Source organism: Levilactobacillus muriae, from assembly GCF_045862015.1.
Lineage (GTDB): Bacteria > Bacillota > Bacilli > Lactobacillales > Lactobacillaceae > Levilactobacillus > Levilactobacillus muriae.
Genome location: NZ_BAAFRU010000003.1, coordinates 105,976 through 124,422, shown reverse-complemented (window position 1 = coordinate 124,422; position 18,447 = coordinate 105,976). Strand labels below are relative to the sequence as shown.

The 18,447-nt window shown below is 46.9% G+C and carries 18 protein-coding genes and 1 pseudogene; 6 read left to right on the top strand and 13 right to left on the bottom strand.

The features are described 5' to 3' along the window. Positions 1-110: 110 nt before the first annotated feature. Both ACKTSF_RS02760 and ACKTSF_RS02755 read right to left on the bottom strand, forming a co-directional pair. Positions 111-860, bottom strand: coding sequence for a DUF4811 domain-containing protein (locus ACKTSF_RS02760; RefSeq protein ID WP_407886413.1), 750 nt, complete (start codon positions 858-860; stop codon positions 111-113). Then, positions 857-2,269, bottom strand: coding sequence for an MDR family MFS transporter (locus ACKTSF_RS02755; RefSeq protein WP_407886582.1), 1,413 nt, complete (start codon positions 2,267-2,269; stop codon positions 857-859). Before ACKTSF_RS02755 ends, ACKTSF_RS02760 begins: the two co-directional genes overlap by 4 nt. A 440-nt stretch (positions 2,270-2,709) precedes the next feature. Here ACKTSF_RS02755 and ACKTSF_RS02750 point away from each other — a divergent pair, with 440 nt between their 5' ends. Continuing rightward, complete coding sequence (locus ACKTSF_RS02750) at positions 2,710-3,207, top strand: cysteine hydrolase family protein (RefSeq protein WP_407886411.1); 498 nt, start codon at positions 2,710-2,712, stop codon at positions 3,205-3,207. A 116-nt stretch (positions 3,208-3,323) separates the two neighbouring features. Continuing rightward, a pseudogene (locus ACKTSF_RS02745) lies at positions 3,324-3,734 on the top strand (alcohol dehydrogenase catalytic domain-containing protein); the annotation flags it as partial. A 122-nt stretch (positions 3,735-3,856) separates the two neighbouring features. Here ACKTSF_RS02745 and ACKTSF_RS02740 read toward each other — a convergent pair. After that, the gene (locus ACKTSF_RS02740) at positions 3,857-5,602 is read right to left on the bottom strand and encodes an MFS transporter (protein WP_407886409.1); all 1,746 of its coding nucleotides are present in this window, start codon (positions 5,600-5,602) and stop codon (positions 3,857-3,859) included. A gap of 141 nt (positions 5,603-5,743) precedes the next feature. On the opposite strand from ACKTSF_RS02740, the gene ACKTSF_RS02735 reads away from it, so the two are divergent. Then, the gene (locus ACKTSF_RS02735; RefSeq protein WP_407886407.1) at positions 5,744-6,319 is read left to right on the top strand and encodes a TetR/AcrR family transcriptional regulator; all 576 of its coding nucleotides are present in this window, start codon (positions 5,744-5,746) and stop codon (positions 6,317-6,319) included. 177 nt (positions 6,320-6,496) lie between these two features. Here ACKTSF_RS02735 and ACKTSF_RS02730 read toward each other — a convergent pair whose 3' ends face one another. Genes ACKTSF_RS02730 through ACKTSF_RS02715 form a run of 4 tightly spaced genes read right to left on the bottom strand, consistent with a single transcriptional unit; the run spans position 6,497 to position 9,311 of the window. Further along, entirely contained in the window at positions 6,497-6,859 is a 363-nt protein-coding gene (locus ACKTSF_RS02730; RefSeq protein ID WP_407886405.1) for a helix-turn-helix domain-containing protein, read from the bottom strand. A gap of 19 nt (positions 6,860-6,878) precedes the next feature. Then, positions 6,879-7,643, bottom strand: coding sequence for an ABC transporter permease (locus ACKTSF_RS02725; protein WP_407886403.1), 765 nt, complete (start codon positions 7,641-7,643; stop codon positions 6,879-6,881). A 32-nt stretch (positions 7,644-7,675) separates the two neighbouring features. Further along, on the bottom strand, positions 7,676-8,431 hold the full coding sequence (locus tag ACKTSF_RS02720; RefSeq protein WP_407886401.1) for a DUF2705 family protein: 756 nt from the start codon (positions 8,429-8,431) through the stop codon (positions 7,676-7,678). Next, positions 8,424-9,311: an ABC transporter ATP-binding protein gene (locus ACKTSF_RS02715; protein ID WP_407886399.1), complete on the bottom strand. Its 888-nt coding sequence runs from the start codon at positions 9,309-9,311 to the stop codon at positions 8,424-8,426. Before ACKTSF_RS02715 ends, ACKTSF_RS02720 begins: the two co-directional genes overlap by 8 nt. A gap of 405 nt (positions 9,312-9,716) precedes the next feature. Here ACKTSF_RS02715 and ACKTSF_RS02710 point away from each other — a divergent pair, with 405 nt between their 5' ends. Continuing rightward, positions 9,717-10,571, top strand: coding sequence for an alpha/beta hydrolase (locus ACKTSF_RS02710; RefSeq protein WP_407886398.1), 855 nt, complete (start codon positions 9,717-9,719; stop codon positions 10,569-10,571). A 149-nt stretch (positions 10,572-10,720) separates the two neighbouring features. On the opposite strand, the gene ACKTSF_RS02705 is transcribed toward ACKTSF_RS02710, so the two are convergent. The 4 genes from ACKTSF_RS02705 to ACKTSF_RS02690 form a co-directional block, all read right to left on the bottom strand. Further along, positions 10,721-10,912, bottom strand: a complete 192-nt coding sequence (locus tag ACKTSF_RS02705; protein ID WP_407886396.1) for a hypothetical protein — start codon at positions 10,910-10,912, stop codon at positions 10,721-10,723. 198 nt (positions 10,913-11,110) lie between these two features. Beyond that, the gene (locus tag ACKTSF_RS02700) at positions 11,111-11,437 is read right to left on the bottom strand and encodes a type II toxin-antitoxin system PemK/MazF family toxin (protein ID WP_407886394.1); all 327 of its coding nucleotides are present in this window, start codon (positions 11,435-11,437) and stop codon (positions 11,111-11,113) included. Next, the gene (locus ACKTSF_RS02695; RefSeq protein WP_407886392.1) at positions 11,437-11,655 is read right to left on the bottom strand and encodes an AbrB/MazE/SpoVT family DNA-binding domain-containing protein; all 219 of its coding nucleotides are present in this window, start codon (positions 11,653-11,655) and stop codon (positions 11,437-11,439) included. The genes ACKTSF_RS02700 and ACKTSF_RS02695 overlap by 1 nt, the downstream gene beginning before the upstream one ends. 246 nt (positions 11,656-11,901) lie before the next feature. Beyond that, on the bottom strand, positions 11,902-12,444 hold the full coding sequence (locus tag ACKTSF_RS02690; RefSeq protein ID WP_407886390.1) for a TetR/AcrR family transcriptional regulator: 543 nt from the start codon (positions 12,442-12,444) through the stop codon (positions 11,902-11,904). Positions 12,445-12,538: 94 nt separating this feature from the next. Between ACKTSF_RS02690 and ACKTSF_RS02685 the strand changes: the two genes are divergently transcribed. Both ACKTSF_RS02685 and ACKTSF_RS02680 read left to right on the top strand, forming a co-directional pair. Continuing rightward, positions 12,539-14,239, top strand: coding sequence for an MFS transporter (locus ACKTSF_RS02685; RefSeq protein WP_407886580.1), 1,701 nt, complete (start codon positions 12,539-12,541; stop codon positions 14,237-14,239). A gap of 482 nt (positions 14,240-14,721) precedes the next feature. Further along, positions 14,722-15,591: a hypothetical protein gene (locus ACKTSF_RS02680; RefSeq protein WP_407886388.1), complete on the top strand. Its 870-nt coding sequence runs from the start codon at positions 14,722-14,724 to the stop codon at positions 15,589-15,591. 213 nt (positions 15,592-15,804) lie between these two features. On the opposite strand, the gene xerS is transcribed toward ACKTSF_RS02680, so the two are convergent. Then, a complete protein-coding gene (gene xerS, locus ACKTSF_RS02675; protein ID WP_407886386.1) occupies positions 15,805-16,869 on the bottom strand; it encodes a tyrosine recombinase XerS in 1,065 nt (354 codons plus the stop codon). Positions 16,870-17,976: 1,107 nt separating this feature from the next. Next, positions 17,977-18,426, bottom strand: a complete 450-nt coding sequence (locus tag ACKTSF_RS02670) for an NUDIX domain-containing protein (RefSeq protein WP_407886384.1) — start codon at positions 18,424-18,426, stop codon at positions 17,977-17,979. Between the last annotated feature and the right edge of the window lie 21 nt (positions 18,427-18,447).

Here is an 18,447-nt window from a genome sequence, read left to right as displayed (position 1 = left end):
TCACTTGAATGGCCTTAGACTAGTCTGATTTCAGATCTTTTTAAAATCAGAATACTGATATTTAGGAAATTCTGAGGTGCTGGTTTATGGAGCGGGTTGGTAATAATTTTCTAATTGCTCGGTTGTTGCTGCGCCTGTTTGAGCAATTGCGCTAAAATGGCCGTCATTTGTTGCCGAGCTTGGTATTTGGCAGTTTGTTCGGCTTTGGCCTTAACGGCTGTCATTTCTGTGGGGGTTATCATCGGATCAGCCTTTTTGGCGGCCAAAAAAGTATTGGCAATGGTCTTCGCGACATCCTGCTTAGCTTTGGCTTCTTTGCGTGTAGCAGCCTTATTTAACCATTTCGCTTGACGTGCGCTTAGCGTCGACCAAGATTTTGGCAGGGTAAATGTATTCTTGTCGCTCACCAAGGTACTGTGTTGACCAGTCCAGGAGAAGAGCCACCGCCAAGCCCGATTATTGTAAGTCCAATGGGTGGTCGTCATCGTTAAAGTTGCCTCCTTAACTGTATGATAACGGACCTGATTACTGGTCTTGATTCCAGCATCCGTGTGGCGTTGTTTGGTTTGATTTGCCAAGCGATACACGTAGACCCGTTCTTTAGTGGCCTGGCGAATGGGTTGGTAGATCAGCAGCTGTAGCTGTTTGCTGGGTGAGACTGATGCAATTTTAACGGATTTCGTTGTCGTGGTGTGGTGCATCCCCCAGTGCCAGTTGTCGTTACCAATCATGAGGGTTGCCATGCTGACCAGTAGGAGCAAGCCAAGGCTGCCGCCAATTAGTCGCTGGCGCTTTGTTGGCAAGAGTAAGAACCCAATCATGAATAGAGCAATGCCCAGTAGTAAAAAAATTAGAATCATGCGGTTGCCTCCTGTTCTTGGTCCTGGAATTGCCGCTTAACAAAGCAAGCGAAAACGAAATCAAGAATTCCAAATGCAGTGGCCACCAAGAAGGCGGCGTGAAAGCCGGTCATCGCCGCATTATAGCTCTGGTTCTGGTAAGCAAGCGGTGCAGTCGTCAGCAGGGCGTGTGCTGGCTGATTCTGAGTCGTCACATTTGCCAAAACACTACCCAAGATTGCGGTTCCCATCGAGGTCATGACTTGGCGCATGGTGCTGTTAACAGCAGTCCCGTGACTCAGCTGAATTCCTTTTAAGTCGATAGAACTGGCGGCGGTCAGTGGCATGGTAACGATGGCAACACCAGTCATTAGAATCGTGTACTCACAGATGATATAACTGTAGGGGGTAGCACGTGTCAAGAAGGCAAAGGGTAAGGTTCCCAGAGTGAGTAGAAAGGTGCCGACTAGAGCTAATCGACGACCGCCCATTTGGTCATACAGGTGCCCACTGATCAGACTGACTAGTCCGTAGACCAGTGCACCGGGAAGAATCATCAATCCGGAATGAAAGGGTGTTAAACCGCGAACCTGCTGAAGGTACATGGGTAAGACCACTTGAATGCCAATCATCGCAGTATTGGAAAGTGCTGTGATGAATGAGGCAACGGTGAATGATGGGATCTTTAACAAGCGTACATTTAAAAATGGGTGGGCCTGGGGCCACTCATGGCGGGCGAAAAGGGCAATGAAGATTAAGCCGGTGATGATGCTCATCATCACGCTGGGGGCACCCCATCCCGATTCACCAACTTCAGAGAAGCCATACAGTAGGCTCCCGAACCCAAGTGTAGACAGAAGGATTGCCAGTAAATCAATCGGAGACTTCTTAACTGGAATCACCGGGCGAACGAAGAACAAAGAAAAGATGAGGACCAGAATAACGGGTGGAATCATCATGCCAAACAAGTCACGCCAGGTAGCATTATCCAAAATCCAACCAGAGACGGTCGGCCCTAAGGCAGGTGCGAGACCAATGACGACACCGCCCAGCCCCATCATGGTTCCACGTTTGTCAGCCGGAAAAGTCACCAGTAGGACCGTTTGAATCGTGGGGAACGTAATGCCCACCCCGATGGCCTGAACCAGACGACCGATAAAAATCAAGCTAAAACTTGATGCAGTATAACTGATGATCAACCCGGATAGGAAGAAGGCTAGCGCAGTCAGATAGATTACCCGCAGGCTGAAGTTGTTAATTAACCAAGCACTAATGGGAATCATGATGCCCATGACCAATAAAAAACCAGTGGTGAGCCATTGGACAGTGGCACTTGAAATATCAAAGTGATTCATGAGCGTTGGGTAGGCGGTGACCAGCATATTTGTCGTTAGGGCCGTGCAGAATGTTCCAAACATCAGGGTAATCATTAGCCAGACACGATTGAAGGATTTACCATTCGTATCATTCACGTTAAACAACCTCTTTTGAACGAGACCATATAGGCGCCTCGTAATATTTGAGGTATATTATAAACTGTTACTTAAAATAAATAAACTACTTGGACCAGTTTATCTATGACGTCATATAAACTGAGATTAAAATAAGCTTGATGGATCTTGCTCATAAGACGGTTGTCCGCTGGGCGTCATTCCAATGCTGAAAACAGTAGTGGTTTTGTCTGAACACTTTCTGAAATGGGGAAAAGGAGTGTTAAAACCTGGGGAGTCAACCAACAACTTTTGATGGAAGCCAACCGTTTCAGAGTAAACATGACTAATCTGAAATTGACTTAAGTTTAGTTTGAACCCGACCGTAAAGGGCGTATCATAAAAGTTAAACAGAAAGTTCCTTGAAGGAGGCCATCAACATGGCAGATGTCTTATTAGTCATTGATCTTCAAAACGGTGTGTGCTACGGTGAACAGACCGCCGCACACCTGTCCCAAGTGATTGCCGGCGTTAACGCCCGGATTGCTGCGTACCGGAAAGCCAAAAAAGCCATCGTGTTTGTGCAACAGGCGGACGACGACCTGGTTAAGGGGTCGCACGCGTGGGAGTTGATTCCCGAACTGGACTATCGCGCAACGGATTCAGTCGTATCTAAGACCCACGCCAACGCGTTTTATCACACGAACTTACGGCGGGTGCTAACGAGCTTTGCGGCCGAATCTTTGGAAATTTGTGGTGCCCAGGTTGAATACTGTGTAGACACGACGACCAAGGTGGCCCACGGTATCGGCTACGACCTAGAAATGACGCGGGGACTGACAACCACCATTGACAATAAATTCATGACGGCCGACCAGACCATCGCCTTTTATGAGGGCATTTGGGATCACCGGTTTGTCACCATGTTAGAAGCCTAGCTTAGGAAGCTCGCCGTCAGTTATTTGGTGAGCTTTTTTTAGTCGGTAAATTTATTATAGGTCGACCTGATGGCCAATCGTTTGAGAACATCGAAGGATATTAGGAGGTTAATCCAGTGAAAGTCTTATACTTTACGGAATTCGGCGGTCCAGCGGTCTTGCAATACGGCGACGTTGCCGAGCCAGTGGTTCACGCAGACACCCTGCTGATCAAGCCCCATTACATTGGACTGAATTATGCAGATATTTATCGACGGCAGGGAACGTACCATCTCGAGGCGCACACACCATACATCAATGGGTACGAAGGCATTGGCAAAGTGGTCGCCTGTGGTGAGGACGTCACAACTTTTGCGGTGGGCGAACGGGTCTTATTCGTGGATGTTCCCCTGGCAAACGCAGCGTTGGTGGCGGTTCCAGTGGCGCATGCGATTCGTGTGCCCAGTGACTTGTCCGACCAGGTGGCTGCCAGTATTGGACTGCAGGGATTGACCGCCGATTTTCTGGCGCATGATTTGGCGCAGAACCATGAAGGGTGACCGCGTCCTGAGGTAAGCTTTAATACCCAATTAAAACGACCGTAGATGTTGTTATAATCTGCGGCCGTTTTTGATGGAGCTATTTTAAGTTTTGCTGACAACCAAGTGCACTAATCATTGTGGCGGAACTTGAAGACCGGGACAATCAGCAGAGCGGCAAAGGGTAACCAGCTCAATACACCAAACACGTTTAGGAATGCATGGTTTAATTGATGCTTGAGCGTTTGATGAATGTTGTGAATCAAATTAGTCAACTCATGGTTAAGTTGGTGGACCTTCTGGTTGATCTTTTGATTGACCGCTAGAGAGATAGTGTGGTGAACCTGTTGCTTCATCACCTGTGGAATCGCCGTAGGGGCGACTTGCTTTTGTACGGCTAGCTGACTTAGGGCCTGTTGATAAGCCTGTTCCGTCTTCTGGTGCCGGGTGGCGGCCGAAATGGTCACCGTCGTGGCAGGTAGCTTGGCATTCGTCGACGTCACGGTCGTGCTGTTAGGATTGAGCTTTCGTTGGAGCTTGTCAGTTAACCGGCGTTGTTGACTCGTGGTGACATTGGCCAACTGGCTTACACGGGCTTGGGCATCACTTAATGTGTGCCGCTTAGCCTGAGTTACGTTGCTTGTCAGCAAGGTTGTGAATACAGCAATGGCGAGAACCATCCCCACTTGACGGAGCACGTTGGCAACACTTTGTGAACTGGTCAGGCGGGTACCGTGGAAGTCGGCAACAGCCAGAATATTTGCCGTCGCAGCAACTAGTCCATAGCCTAAGCCTAACAGGATATCCGCAAGAATCAGCTGATCGTAGTTTGACCCTAACGGTACGGTGCTGAGCAGGTAGTAGCTCACGCCCATCAAGATAAAGCCAGTTGCCACGATAAGCTTGTTATTGATGCACTTGATGACCAGTGACGTCAAGATAACGGTGACCATCACTGTGACCGAGTAAGGGGTCATTAGCAATGCAGCCTTGAGTTCACTGGTACCGTGGACCCGGGTTAGGAAGGTTGGCAAAAGCACTGCCATGCCACCCAAGAAGAAGTTGCACAGCACTAGGGCAAGACTTGAGCCGTTAAAGTTACGGCTGCGGAAGAGTTGTAGATCGACCATGGGATTGGCGGTGTGGCGTTCCCAAAAGAGAAAGAGGCCGAAACCAACGACAGCGAGACCAAAGAGACCCAGAATTGTTACTGATTGCCAGCCCCAATCGTTACCCTTGATCAACCCAAGAGAGAGGCTAAAGAGCATGATCATACTGAGAGCGGCGCCAAACCAATCAATCTTAACGTGGGAAGTCTTTTCGTGACGCAGTGGTAAGACGAAACCGAAGACGATTAAGTCCAAAATAACTAAGGGAACGTTGATAAAGAAGACCCACCGCCAGCCAAAGTACTGTGCAACAATACCACCGATGGTTGGTCCTAAGGCAACAGCTAGTCCTTGAACACCAGCCAGTGCGGCGACCACGCGATTACGATTGGCCATGGAGCTGAGATCTAAGCCAATGACCATGCTGGTTGGAATAATAGCGGCGGCACCAACACTTTGAATGGCCCGCGCAACTAACATCCAAGCCAGGTTGGGTGCCATACCCGTCAGAAGTGAGCCGGTACCGAAGACGACCAGTCCGGCGAAGACAAATTTATTTTGACCAAACCGTTCTGCCAGTCGACCGAATGGAATGATCAACGTTGCGAAGATAATGGTGTAGACGTTCAGCGCCCAAGAAAGTTCGGTGAGGCTTTCCCCAAAAGCCGACTGAATTTCGGGTAAGACGATGGTCATAATCGACACGTCCATCATGCATAGCAGATTTCCTAGGAGTAAAACGGGTAATACGCTCTTTAACTTGTTCATGAGACTCTCCCCCTTTGATGACACATCTGAGTCGGTGTGTCTCATATGTGACACCTTGACCTTAACAGGGTATACTGAGGGAGACAAGACCTAAGGGACAAGTGCTACACATGGTAGGGTTTTGTGACAGGAGGCCGAGGTATGGTGAATGGGCAAGAAAGGCTGGCACAGCAGTCCAGAGACTGGTTGGTCACCGCCCTTTTTGATTTATTAGGCGAGCAACCTTATGAGACGATTACGGTTAAGCAAATTGCGGAAAAGGCCCAGCTGTCGCGGCGAACTTTCTATCGGGCCTTCCGAGATAAGGATGACTTATTGGATTACTATGATCGTGAAGTGGGGCAACGTTATTTGACAGCGTTACAGCAGATTACGCCACAGAAAATGGTGTTTAAAGAGGTGTTGACGTATTTTTTCACGTTCTGGTGGGAGGAACGACAACAGATTCGTTTACTGATCAAGCAGGGATTATTTAGCCGAATGTTGGCCAAGATTACCCCGATGGCTAGTGAGATTTATCGCGTATTCCCAGCACCGTGGCACATCGCTGGCTCGCCGACCGAGACGGACTATATCATGAGTTTTGCGGCTGGCGGCTTTTGGAACGTTTTAAATCAATGGCTGGTGCACGAACACCCGGAATCACCGGCAGAAATGGCGACACTGCTGATGGCAGGATTAAAGCAGCTAGGAGAATCGGGCGACAGCGGCCACTAAGCGTTCTGCGATTTGCAAATTTTACCGCTAAGTGTTAAGCACATCGTGGCGCTTTTATAGAATAGCGTAAAGCACATGACCAGCTAAGCCAGTCATGTGTTTTTGTGACGCGCCTATTTTACTGGAACGCTGATACTATTGGTGGTTGGGCGACACTGACTAACGCCTGCGTAAAATCTAATGGGCCGCCCAAAAGAATCCAAGCACAAATGCCACTGCCAGCACCGCCCACCAGTACCCGGATAAGAAGTCCCAGAAATTCATCTTGCCAAAGCGCCGTACGTACCGGTTATGCTTGGGATCAAAAACAAATTCACTAGTATCTACTTTGGGTTCTCCTTCGGCACCAAAGACCAGTGTGTCCAGGCTGACGTTGAAGATGTCGGTTAATTTAATCAAGTTGTTTAGATCTGGGGTCGAGTCGCCAGATTCCCACTTAGAAATTGCTTGACGAGTCACAAATAATTTCGTGGCCAGGTCGTCCTGGGTCGTATGGTGGTCCTTGCGAAGCTGTTTTAATTGATCGGGAAACTTGTTCATCAGTAAAACCTCCAGAGGGTTAAAATCGTTTCTTTCTAAAAATGAGATAGCCCGTAATCATGAAAATTAACGTATAGCTGAGCGTGCCAATCAGTAGCTGAAAATTAAGCAGGTGGCTGGTATCAAAATAGGTCGCAAAGTTATAGTATTGGCGCGTTAGGTTCGTCATATTAAAGGGATTCCAACGGAAAAGCTTTACAGATTTTCCCGCGTTTAGCAAATTTGCAGAGACAAACTGACCGAGAAAAACCACCAGTAAGCTTACACTGATGACGACCACATTGCTGTTGATCAAACAGGAGAGCAGGAAAATCAGGCTGATGATGAACGTCGTTGTCAGGACGTCGATTGTAGAAGTCTTAAGCATGTTTTCCCACAGAGGCTGTTGGTACAGGTAATGGGTTGACCAGGCTACCGAACGATTGATTGGCACGAAATGGAGCCCCAGCGTGAAGATAATCGCAAACACGTGGAGGTAAACATTGTAGCCCAGAACAACCAGATACTTGGCAAAATAAACGAAAATTTTATTCGGCGATTTGTATAATAGCGTTAGAATCGCGTTGTTTTGAAATTCCATGGAAAACGTTGTTGCTCCAACGACAACCAGGATTAACATAATCCAGTCGGGAGCGTCGTAGCAGGCGGCCATGAGTAACTTACTTTCATTGTACCCCATAGCTAAACCGGTGCCAATCATCAGAATGAGCAAGATAAAGGGTGAAATCCAGGCCAATTTCTGATGACTGAGTTTATAAAATTCTTGATAAAGACTAGCGGTCATTTTAACGGGTACCTCCTTGTGAGTTGATACGTCTAGATTCGGCGGTGCTTGAATAGATAGTAGCCAAGAATGGTAAAGATAATTGCGTAGATGATATTTCCGCCAATTATTTCGCCATTACTTAGATGAGAAACAGCGGCGTACGGCGGATTAGCGAGCTGCTGCGTTACGAAAATCATATTTAACGGGTTCCAGCGGATAATGGGAACCAGTGAGGCAAATGACTTCATGAGGGCAACTGAAAAGCCGGCGCCCATAAACCCCATAGATAGTCCGACCCCAATGACCGCGGCGTTTAGCCTGAGTAACATGATTAACATGAACGCTAACGTCACGATGAATAGGGCATAAACTAAGGTGCCGAGCGAGTTGCCGAGGAGTAAGGCTAAACGCGTCTGGTGATCGATGACCGGAGCCAACCAGGCGTACTGCTGACCAACCAGGAGAAACTTCAAGATGACGGTGAACAGGGCCGCAATTAGGATTAAGACCATGCTGTATACCCAGACAACCAGTAACTTGGCTAAATAGATTTGCCATTTATTAGTGGTCTTATAGAGTAGTATCAGAATGGTGTGATGCTGATATTCCATGGCAAAGAAGGCGGAACCCACAGCGATGACAATGATGGGGATCCACTGGACAGCGCCGAATTCGAAAATAAGTTGTGTGGTGCTCATCTCGATGGTCAGCGCGGAATAGCTCATCAAGAGCAATAGCGTCAGAATCCCGCCAACAAAGATTTTCTGATGGGTAAATTTGAACAGCTCTTCCTGTAAGCTAGGCATCATGATCAGCTCCCCGTTGTTGGTTTAAAATGCTGACGACGATTTGTTCAAAGTTAGTGGTGAGCGGCGTGAGTTCTTGGAGATGCAGGTGTTGTTGGTAAAGGAGATCCTGAATTTGAAAAATGTCTTCACGTTTGACCTGAAAGACTTGGTCAGCGAGGACATAGGGAATCGTGTACCGCTTAAACAGGTTGGCCGTTGCCTGAATGTCTTCCGTACGCAGCTGGTAATCTTGCTGATGCAGTTCGTTAAAGGCTGCAATCGACTGGTTCACAATAATTTTGCCGTGATTAATGAGAATGATCTGGGTCATGACTTTTTGGAGTTCACTCAGGATGTGACTTGAGATGAGAAAGGCCGTTCCTTGTGCAGCGTACTGGTGAATCAGGTCACGAACGCCGATGGTCGCTTCAACATCGAGGCCATTCATGGGTTCGTCGAGGATCACCAGTTGCGGGTGGTTTAACAGGGCAATCGCAATGCCCAGCTTCTGCTTCATCCCCAGAGAATAGCCTTTGGCCTTGTGCTGGATGTAGTTAGTCATTCCGAGCTGGGCAATGAGCTGGTGCATATCGTCCGCATCGCGTGAATAGAGTGCCAAATTCTGTTGGCCCGTTAAGAAGGGGTAAATGGCCGGGTGTTCAATTAAGGCCCCCACGTTGGTCAGCGCGGCATGCTGATTTTCCGTAACGGGCTGCTGATTCACCTGAATGTGGCCGTCAAATTTAGTGAGCCCCAAGATGGTCTTCATGATGGTGGTCTTGCCAGCACCATTAGGACCAATCAACCCGGTAATGCTCCCAGGTTGAAGGTTAAAGGTGGCGTCTGCCACTATTTTCTTATGGCTGATATAGGTGTTTACGTTTTGTACATTGAGCATGTAATCGTCCTCCCCATCATTAGTTGTTGTGCGCTTTAACTAATTCTATTGTTGGTTATGGGTGGGGTTGCAAACAAGCAATTCATGGCAATCATTCCGCAAATAGCAAGGTAAATGCGCGCAACTTGGGGGTTCGCAAGGAAACGAGATGCTTGCTGTGACGGTATTTTAGCGGGTTGCGTTGCGGTATGCACTAAATTACCGAGAAATGGGGCACTTAACTGGTTGAGCCAGCATTAGCTAAACCAGACCGGCCAAATTAGTCGGTCGGCAATTAGCAATCACGATTTTAGCCCAACGGTTACCCGGTTATTCAGGGTGTTGTAATTGTTGGCATGGAGGGGTAAAGTTACCCTTGCAATAGTAGCAGACAATATTTTTAAAGAATCTAAAGGGGAAAAGGCTATGTGGAGGAAAATTGTTTTATTTTTGGGGATTGGACTGGTTGGTTTGGGGTTATCCGCTTGTACGAAGTCAAATAAGCAGTCGACTACTGTGAATGTGGCTAATAATTATCAGCCAACCTTATTTTTTCACGGTTGGGGAAGTAGTTATCATGCTGAAAATCAGATGGCACGCTCCCTGGTGAATGCTGGGTTGACGAATACCGTAATTCGGGCAATGGTGTCGAAGCAAGGTAAGGTCACCTTATCTGGCCAGTTCCATCAGGATGACCACCGACCAATTGTGGAGGTTGGCTTCGAAGATAACCGCAATGGCAGTGCACAGCAATGGGGACGCTGGGCCACGGCGGTCGTGGTTAAGCTCCAGCAGACGTATCACATTAAAACGTTTAATATGGTGGGTCATTCAATGGGCAATATGGCCATCATGTTTTACCTGAAGCAGCAAAAGGCTAATTTGCCTAAACTACAAAAACAGGTCGATATTGCCGGGCATTTCAACGGTATTCTAGGCATGAACGATGAGCCTAACCGTATGAAGTTAAATCGTGCTGGGAAGCCAGACAAGATGCAAGCGGACTATAAGGCGTTGCTCAGTCTGCGCAAGACGTATCCGAAAAATCAAATTGCTGTGCTGAACATTTACGGCGACAAGAATGATGGATCCCATTCGGACGGCTCCGTCAGCAATGCGTCTTCAAGATCGCTACGTTATCTGGTCGCTGACCGGGCGAAGTCCTACCAGGAACACAGAATCGTTGGGGCCAATGCGCAACACAGTAAATTGCATGACAATTTACAAGTCGATCGGCTACTCATCAGCTTTTTGAAAGCTAATACCCAACGTCAATCATAAGCAGTACAGGTGGTCGCGGTGATCTGAATTGACGTAAAATACCGCGATATTCTCTTGCAGACGACAAATAAAGTCTAGGTGATGTGAATTCACCTGGACTTTATTTTTTTCTGAAAATTACGGTTAACCAGTAACTTATCGTGGTCGAATCAGTCTCGACTAGGATTCCGCCACATGGCCTCTAGCATATCTAAAATCGCTTCAAACGGTACCTGAATAGGATCGACCGTCTGTTCACTCACGGACTGAACGTAATTAATAATGGTCGTATACCCAATCGACAGCAGCACGCCGGGATCCGTGGCGCGGATTTCACCGATTGCGATGCCATGCTTAACCATCGCTTACGTAAATCCCTGGGCTACGCTAGCGCCGCCCAGGTCTTCCAGGACCAGGTCTTCAAGAACATGCATCCAATTCTGTTTACGCTTCATCAGCCTGTGTTGCACTTGGTTTGACAATTGGGGTAGAATTAAAAAGATCAGATCACCAGGGATTCGCCGCGGGTGTCCTGACCTTTCTTAAATCTCAGATGTAAATTAAATGAACTGATCAATCGTAGAAATGACGTGTGCCCATGTCACAGGATCACATGTTTCAATAAATTCTAGCTTTCTTCTCTCGAAATCCATTGATCGTAATTGGTGTGTCACAACCTCACCTTTAATTTTATGAGGCTGAACAATCGTTACATAAGTTCCAAAAGCACGCTTCGTACTCGTAATCGGACAGATTAGACAGAACCCGGTCATTTTATTAAAAATAGTCTTGCTAACGACTAGGCCGGGACGTCGTTTCTTGATCTCGTGACCAATCGAGGGGTCAAAGTTGATAGTGACTAAATCTCCTTGGGTAGGAACATACATTAGTTTTTAGCCTCGTCCCATTCGTGATCTTCCTTGGAGATGCTGTCGCGAAAACCAATCCAGTCGGCTTCGTTGCTAAAAAGATTGTCACGCAAAGGTGTCATGATAAAGGTGTCACCAATTTTAACAATTTTATATTTGTCACCAGCCTCAGCATTAAGTTCACTAGGAATAATAGCGCCAACTGAATTACCAATTTTACGAATGGTTGTTTCCATGTTCATCACTCCTTTTGTAATCTTAATTTACCGCCAGTATAACTAAATTTAACATTAGTGACAAGAAAAATGCATGTGAACTGCGAAGTAAACGGGTCATGTCTAATATACAACATTCTGGATTATTAACGGTTCACGAGGAAGAATAACCCAAAGTGAATGACCAATTTTGGGGACAGTTGTTTCCAAGTTCATCACTCCTCAAGAATCTTAAGCTACAGGCAGTGGGAACATACCTTTGTCGCACTACATCAGATTACTTGAGCGAACGTAACTGGCTACCGTTTGGCCTAAATATGCTGGTGATTCAACAAAGCCATGCTTGACCCAGTTGACCGTGACGTTAATGACAGCACCAGAGAAAAATTCCAAGTAATAAGGCGCCGTTAAACGTGACGTGTGATTTGCAATCCGCTCTTGCTTAATGAGTAGTTGAAAAACAGTCTGAAATGTTTCCAACAGAATATCTAATTTGCCATTTTTAATCAAGAGCTGATAGGTTTCAGCCTCTAGTTTGGTATTCTCAAAGTAGTGTGTCATTAACCGCGTTAAGTCAACCTTAGATGTCTGCGGTAATCGCCGCAGATAGCGTAGCATGTTCTGCGTCTGATAGGCCAGAATGATCTGATTAAAATTCTGATAGTGGCGGTAGAAATAAGTCCGTGAGACTTGAGCCTGCTGACAAAGTTCGGTGATGGAAATAGTCATCACTGGTTTTTGCGCCATCAACTCCAGTAAGGCACCGTAGATGGCCGTCAGATTTTGCTGTTTCCGGTCTTGTGGGTCCATTAGGTAACAACCTCTCCCTTATCTGTAACCTAAACCTAGTTTATCATCATCGGGGCTCGTAAACTAGCGATACACACATTAGGAGGGGACCTCAATCTTGAAAAAATCAACGAAGTTAGTTGGGACAATGTCCATTGGCATTTTTCTCTGCATGTTGGACACAACGGTCATGAATATTGCGTTACCCGCAATTCAGACAGGTCTATCCGTCAGTTTAGAACAGCTTTCATGGGCACTAAATCTGTACACGATTCTATTTGCTACCTTGACGATTCCATTAGGGCGACTAGCCGATATTCACGGTCGTAGTCGCTTCTACATTTTGGGCTTAGGGCTATTTCTGGTTGGGTCGCTATTTTCTGGATTGGCGGGCAAAGTGGCATGGCTGATTGTTGGCCGAGGGATTCAAAGCGTGGGTGCAGCGATTGTTTTCCCCGCTAGTATGACGATTGGCATTCAGAGTGCACCCATGGAAAAGCGGACCAGTGCGATTGCCATTCTGGGAGTTACTCAGGGGTTAGCAGCTGCCATGGGGCCAACAATTGGGGGAATCGTGACGCAGTTCTTTAGCTGGCGAGGCATCTTTTTAATCAATGTGCCCTTTACCCTGCTCGCACTGGTTCTTTGCTGGCAGCTGCTTGATCGACACGAAAGAAGGCAAACAGCAGAACACTTAGATATTTTGGGATTGCTGCTTTCAATGACGATGCTATTTAGCCTGACCCTGTTGCTGGTGAAAGGCAGTGACTGGGGGTGGCTCAGTTACCAGTGTCTCGGGCTGGGACTGATGAGTCTTGTTGCTTTGGCGACCTTTGTGGTGGTCGAGTCTCGGGTCAAGCAGCCCATGGTGCCACTGACACTATTCAAGGACAAACAGTTTGTCGGCGCAGCAATTGTGACCGTGATGTCAGGAATCTTCCTGGTTGCCTTACTCGTCTTGATGCCGAGCTTCTTTACGAAGGTTCAAGGTAAAGGCGAATTGCTAGCGGCCTTGATGATTACGCCAGCGTCGCTCATGATTTTTATGTGGTCCCCGCTGAGTGGCTTGTTGTTGGCCAAGGTTGGCCCACGTGCCGTCATCTTGATGGGCAGTCTTGCCATGATTGGTGGCTACGTCGTCCTTAGTCAAATGAATCCCAATGCGTATTGGCAGGTCTGCATGGCGGCGATCCTGGTGGGTGCCGGTTATGGAATTGTCATCGGCCCCATCACAGTCTTGGCAGCGGGTGACTTTACTGGCAGTCTATTAGCAGCATCGCAGAGCGTCATCGGGGTCTTCCGACAGATTGGCACATCCCTGGCTGTGGCCATCTTTGTGTCGGCGCTATCGACGAATTTAGTGACAGCCAAAACAAATATCTGGACTTTCGCGCAAAATCGGGTTGAGGCATTAACGGTGACGGCTAAGGTAAAGAGTGACACACTGATTCAGGTAAAGCATCAACTGAAGACAGAGACAACGCCTCACCAGCAAACTACTTTTATCAATAAAGCAAAAGCCCAGCGACTCATCCGTCAAAACTATCAGCAAGCATTGCGGCAGCCTCGGCTGGCCCAAGCGTCAGTGGCCACAAAACGGACTGTTTACCAACAAGTCAGTCGGACTGTCACGCAACAGGTTGCCCAGGACAATCGCGTCTTGACGACGGCGGTTGCGACGATCAAGCGTGAAACCAAGGACCAACTGACTGCAGCTTTTATCCGGCCATATCAACTGGCGTTGCCATTTACATTCTTGATGCCACTGACGGCCTTTCTGTTTAGGAAACGCCGTGATTATCTCAGTCGAAAGTAACTGATTAGGCAAGTGCATATGACTGGTGGTAGAAGAGCGTTTAGACAAAGTGACTTGCTGGTTACCTAAAAACGCTACTCAAAGAGACAGGGTTGAATTGAAATTCCGGTTCGGGCCGGTCTCTTTAGATCTTTCTGGCAACTGTCGGTTGACCATTCTTTGGAAAGGGGTGCACCAGTAAAGAACCTAGTTAATGCACTAGACTGAAGGTTGAAATACGTAGATTATATTGGTCGGATTGCGGTTGGCATTCATGGAAGTGAGTTGCCGGGCACAGTGTTCCTAAGACGTCTTCAAGAAACGACTTAACTCGCTAGCGTGCTTAACTACCAGTGTGCAATACGCCTTGGTCTGGTCAGAGTCCCGCACAGTTTGCCATCAATGAAACTTCATGCCCACGTTTAATAGACAACACTCTGGATTGTATATGGCCTGAAAAGATTGGAAGTATGGTAAGATAAACTAAAAGGGGAATGGACGTTATGAAGTTTAGAGCGACATTAGGGGTAGTCTTGGGGCTCATCTTGAGTATCACATTGTGCCTGTTTTTTTCGCAGACGGCGCAGGCTTCTCAGAAATATACAGTGGTCTCAGAAAAGTGGCCAACTGAGCGACCGACTTATCGCGCGAAGTATCCTAATAAGAAAGTGGCGTTGTGGAATAAAAAACATACGAAACGGTACGGCTATTTGACAGACAGACCTAATACGACCTTTACACGTGCATCAACTGTCGTCCTACGGCATGGTGGGACCAAAGCAGTCTACTATTACCTTAATGCCGGCGGGACCAAATCACACCCTAAAGCAACGGTCGGTTATGTTTGGCGGGGGTATTTAACGCACGGGTTAGCGATGGACCTGCTGAAGAGTCGCTATGTGCCGATGGGTATGTTCACGAATAGTCAGGATTTCCAAGATTACATTAAGTATTCACCAACTCAGGGGATTACTCGGTCGTTAGTAAAGTCATTACCCAATATGAAGTTAACCTATAATTTAACGAATATTGCTGCGTATGAGTTTGGCCTGAAGCTTGGTAACGAGGATCCAGCAACGCCAATGGTTAAGAAGAGCGTGCTGAAGACGAGTCGTTATCAAAACGTGACCTATTTCCCTAAGGTTACTGAATATTTAGCAACGAGTAACGCTGTTAGCACGAAGAATCGGGTTAAAAAGGTTAAGCAGATTTTGGCGAATGACTACGGTTATACGGCCGCCAAATTAGGTAAGCTTAAGGGGTACGAAATCGGCTTAAACATTGAGGAAAATGTTAAAGGAAAGAAGTCGATTGATAATGGCCCATATGCAGAAAAATTCTACGCATTTGCCATTGGTCAACGGATTGATTAGCGAGTCAAGACAGGCTTAATGTCAGATATTAATTTGTAAGGGGCCGTGAAACTCGTGCTGCCCATTACCATTGGCTGTCGGGCCATGATTGGAAACTTGATTTTCAATCATGGGTGATCTCATGCCAGTTATGCATGAAAAAAAGGGGCAACATCATTAAGTTAGTGATGTTGCCCCTTTTTAGCAGCAATCACGTGGTCAAAAAAATAAAATCTACATTTTCTCTAGTCCATGCCGCTGTTCCTCATCAATGATGTGGGTATACAATCCAGTCGCACTCGTTGAGTTCTGGCCCAGCTGAGTGGCTACTAGTTGTTCGTTCTTAGTAGCCAGGTAGAGCTTTGAAGCCAACGTATGGCGAAGTTTATGCGGCGTGACGCGGACCTTAAACGATGAGGAGTACTTGGCGACCATTTTTTCAATAGAATTGGCTTGCATCCGTGAGGCCTGGCCACGGTAACTGCTGAGAAACAGCGCACGATCGCTACTGGTGGCGTGATAAATAGCTGCTCGGTGTTCGACGTAATCTTGAATGTAGGGCAGCGTCCACGGGGCAATAGGCACTGTATCGCGTTGCCCACCTTTGCGGACGACGCCAATCGTCCCCGTCTTCAAGTTCAAGTGGCGTAAGTCCGCATTAGCTGCCTCGGAAACGCGGAGACCACTCCCAAGTAGGAGGGCATTGATGGCTAAATCTCGCTGTTTATCCCGGTGAAAGTACCGCTTTTTAGCCGGTGACAGCTGTGTTTCATATTTCTGGTCGATATAGGACAGGTAATCATGGTCCGTATTGCCTAGCATGAGCTTCGTTTTTAAGTTAGCTGCACGGGTCGCATAGGTCTCACTGGTCCGCACCAGGGCAATCTTGTGCATCACGTTACGGTCGAAGTAGGCTTCGCCATCGTCGTTCTCCGTGTCTTCTGTGAGATACTTGAAGAGTGACGAGAGGGCATTTAACGAGCGGTTGATGGTTGGGTGAGTTCGACTGCCGGATGCGCCCGTGAGCTTGGTTTGATTCAGCAGGGCAGACTTATACAATTCAACAGTCTCTTTCTTTAAAATCGCCAGAACTTGAATATTGATGTCAGCGGGGCGGCTAGCCGGCGTAAGACCTTCACTGATCAGCCAGTTAAAGAAACGCCGGTATTCAGTTAAATACTGGTAAAGGGTTGCCGGAGACAGGGGGACGGTTGCTTTAGCTTGGTAGTATTCCTGAACGTACCAGGGCGCGGTGGCCAGTTCTTCGTTAATTAATTTTAAGTAATGCTGCTTCTCCATAAGACGGCCTCCAAACATATGTTCTCATATGATATATGATACCGGTGAATGCTCAAATTAGCAAGTCCCCCATCTTATTTTTGGCGATAACTATCTTTAAAATATTTGTTTTAATGAAAGTAATGGTGGCTTAAGTGGGTTCACCCCAATCTGAGACTGATTAGGGTTTGGGCTACAGATTGTCAGTGATGCCCGTTATATGGGCTTTTTCACCACATTTAACCTAGGATTCATGCTGATGATCATTGTTTGCAAAAATCCACAAACAGCCGTCAAATACCGGTATAACAACGTTTCCTGATGTTAGAGCTACTAGTCATATTAGCGATTGCAGTAGCACCAAATCAGTCGTTCAGTGTAAGTTGTACTGTGGTACCAACGGCTTGGACCATAGATGTCTAAGCACAACTGGTATCACTGACAGTAATTTTCGAGTTATTTAATGTGGCCCAGCCCATAGTTGGGTATCTGTTAGACCATTCAGCCGGCTGACATCGCTGAAACCAATAGTAAATACGTTCTGACCACTAACGACGCGTCTGAACCTGATATTGGGACTTCATCATCGCGAGCAACGTGCGCTGCCATAGTATCTGAATCAGCAGTTATCACGGGATTTTTGACGTTAATTCTAAGCACACGTTCAGAGTTTAGACGGAGACCTGACCGTGAAATTAACGGAGGATCCGCCTGTAAATTGATCGTTTTAGCTAGTATTGAACAGATGCTAGCATAATACGTTTGCAGTGGCATTGCTTAATAGAAATAAAATCGATTTGGTTGCAGACAGACGATTGTAGTCGGTCAGCTTGAGTACTAGTCATTGAGACAAGAAAGATGCTACTAAACATCATGGCCGGTTCCACGCAGTATCGTCAGCGGATGGCTATTAAACTCAAGCAGTTAAATTTTTAAACGGCTACGACAGTCAATACATAAGTTACGTTGAAAAGAACCGACACATTCAAAAGAAAGGGAACGACCAGTCTCAGTCGATAAAGTAAAAAAATATTCTACTTTACATAATATATATTATCGAAAGTAGGACTAGAAGCTAAAAATAAAGGCTTCCTCCAACTTTCCTGGATTTGGCCTTTACTCTCAGACTTATAGGTTTGTCGTGATTCGTAGTTGATTTAAAATGCGTTGGGTAATTGGCGTTAACGTCGGTGGTAACTCTGCTAACGAGAAAAATTTCGCCAAACTCGTCTCGTCTTGATCTGCTCGGAGCTCACCAGTCGCCGTCAGTTGGTAAACGGTTGTGACTGAATCAATCTGATCACCGTTGGGATACGTGTATTGCATGCCAACACCACTGACCACCGTTAAAAGTTTGGGGTCCTGACCAACCAAACCGGTTTCCTCGTTTAATTCACGAATTGCCGTTGTTTGCAGATCTTCAGTCAGTTCTTTGGAACCCGCCGGCAGTCCCCAGAGTAAGTTATCCGTTCGTTTTACCAGTAAGAGTTGCTGTTGTTTGAGCACGACTGCTGCTGCGCCGACAACAATCAATTGTTGAGAGCCAATCGACTGGCGTAAATTCAAAACGTAACCCATTCGCAATCACCATCCTCTAGG

Excerpts from the sequence above, each read along its gene's own strand:
- ACKTSF_RS02760 (WP_407886413.1), bottom strand. The coding sequence starts at position 860 with ATGATTCTAATTTTTTTACTACTGGGCATTGCTCTATTCATGATTGGG.
- ACKTSF_RS02755 (WP_407886582.1), bottom strand. The coding sequence starts at position 2,269 with ATGATTACCCTGATGTTTGGAACATTCTGCACGGCCCTAACGACAAAT.
- ACKTSF_RS02750 (WP_407886411.1), top strand. The coding sequence starts at position 2,710 with ATGGCAGATGTCTTATTAGTCATTGATCTTCAAAACGGTGTGTGCTAC.
- ACKTSF_RS02740 (WP_407886409.1), bottom strand. The coding sequence starts at position 5,602 with ATGAACAAGTTAAAGAGCGTATTACCCGTTTTACTCCTAGGAAATCTG.
- ACKTSF_RS02735 (WP_407886407.1), top strand. The coding sequence starts at position 5,744 with ATGGTGAATGGGCAAGAAAGGCTGGCACAGCAGTCCAGAGACTGGTTG.
- ACKTSF_RS02730 (WP_407886405.1), bottom strand. The coding sequence starts at position 6,859 with ATGAACAAGTTTCCCGATCAATTAAAACAGCTTCGCAAGGACCACCAT.
- ACKTSF_RS02725 (WP_407886403.1), bottom strand. The coding sequence starts at position 7,643 with ATGACCGCTAGTCTTTATCAAGAATTTTATAAACTCAGTCATCAGAAA.
- ACKTSF_RS02720 (WP_407886401.1), bottom strand. The coding sequence starts at position 8,431 with ATGCCTAGCTTACAGGAAGAGCTGTTCAAATTTACCCATCAGAAAATC.
- ACKTSF_RS02715 (WP_407886399.1), bottom strand. The coding sequence starts at position 9,311 with ATGCTCAATGTACAAAACGTAAACACCTATATCAGCCATAAGAAAATA.
- ACKTSF_RS02710 (WP_407886398.1), top strand. The coding sequence starts at position 9,717 with ATGTGGAGGAAAATTGTTTTATTTTTGGGGATTGGACTGGTTGGTTTG.
- ACKTSF_RS02705 (WP_407886396.1), bottom strand. The coding sequence starts at position 10,912 with ATGGTTAAGCATGGCATCGCAATCGGTGAAATCCGCGCCACGGATCCC.
- ACKTSF_RS02700 (WP_407886394.1), bottom strand. The coding sequence starts at position 11,437 with ATGTATGTTCCTACCCAAGGAGATTTAGTCACTATCAACTTTGACCCC.
- ACKTSF_RS02695 (WP_407886392.1), bottom strand. The coding sequence starts at position 11,655 with ATGGAAACAACCATTCGTAAAATTGGTAATTCAGTTGGCGCTATTATT.
- ACKTSF_RS02690 (WP_407886390.1), bottom strand. The coding sequence starts at position 12,444 with ATGGACCCACAAGACCGGAAACAGCAAAATCTGACGGCCATCTACGGT.
- ACKTSF_RS02680 (WP_407886388.1), top strand. The coding sequence starts at position 14,722 with ATGAAGTTTAGAGCGACATTAGGGGTAGTCTTGGGGCTCATCTTGAGT.
- xerS (WP_407886386.1), bottom strand. The coding sequence starts at position 16,869 with ATGGAGAAGCAGCATTACTTAAAATTAATTAACGAAGAACTGGCCACC.
- ACKTSF_RS02670 (WP_407886384.1), bottom strand. The coding sequence starts at position 18,426 with ATGGGTTACGTTTTGAATTTACGCCAGTCGATTGGCTCTCAACAATTG.